At 60.1% G+C, this 1,087-nt stretch carries 1 protein-coding gene; it reads right to left on the reverse strand.

Translation table 11 applies throughout. The features are described from left to right. Positions 1–197: 197 nt before the first annotated feature. Positions 198–1,087, reverse strand: an 890-nt coding sequence (locus CW742_RS14725; RefSeq protein WP_342764895.1) for a type II CAAX endopeptidase family protein, incomplete at its 5' end; no start/stop codon positions are given.

Raw genomic sequence — 1,087 nt, forward strand, 5'->3', positions numbered from 1 at the left:
GATCCAATCGGGACACCCGCGTGTAACATAACGATGCGCGAGTAGCATGAGCATGCTACAGTAGCATAACGATGTTACAAAAATCCGGGTATGTTCACGACGGAGCGGTTGGGTGGGGGGTGCCAAACGACCCTTCCGGCCGGACAAAAAACCCGGTGAAAATTTTTTGTCGCACGCGGACCCCTGCCAATAAAATTTCAAACGCGATCGGCCGGCAGCGTTGGGAGCCGGTCCCGGAAGTGCCAGAAGACCAGCGCAAGGGCCACGTAGAAGGCCGCACAGAACCACCCGAACTCGCCCAGCATCGCCTGCCCGGCCTCCGTGGTCGTGGTCAGCAGCGGGTAGAACTGCTGGATGAAGTAGTTCCAGAACCCGTGGAAGAGGATGGCAACCCAGACACTTCCCGAGGCGAGCCGGAGCCACGCAAGGATGATCCCCGCACCCATGACCGAGGGGATGAAGACCGCAAGCGAGTACAAGATCGAGCCGGCCCCGTGGTAGGAGCCAAAGAGGATCAGCGGGAAGTGCCAGGCGGTCCAGATGGCCGCCGAGATGAGTGCAAGTTCCGTAAACCCCATGAACCTCGCAAGCTCAGGGACGAGGAAGCCCCGCCAGCCGAACTCCACGCCCGCAGCGGCAAAGAGGTTGAACGCAATGGCACCCATGAACGCGGGGAGGAACGAGACGGCAAACACCCCTGCTGCCCCCTCCAGACTGAACGGGGCGATCCCGGTCAGCCACGCGGTGCCAAACATGACAAGGCCGGCCGCAACCGGGAGCAGGATTCCAATGGCAACCCATTTCAGGTCGCCAAGCCCAAGGGCAAACCCGGCAAGGTTCCTCTGCCAGATGAGCCGGGTCGCAATCGCGGCAACCGTGGGTCCCCACATGGCACCCACCGCGTACACGGTCAGGATGACCGCGTTCTCTTTTACCAGCGGAGTCGTTGCGGTCATGTACCAGAATATCCCGGAGAAGAATACCGTCAGGATGAGAAAGGTGACAACGGTCTTCTTCGGGTCTGGTTTTAGCGTGACGGCGTGAGTATCCTCCATAGAGTACCTGCCGGCATGGTAGGAGATAAAAC

It is taken from the genome of Methanoregula sp. (genome assembly GCF_002835825.1).
Lineage (GTDB): Archaea > Halobacteriota > Methanomicrobia > Methanomicrobiales > Methanospirillaceae > Methanoregula.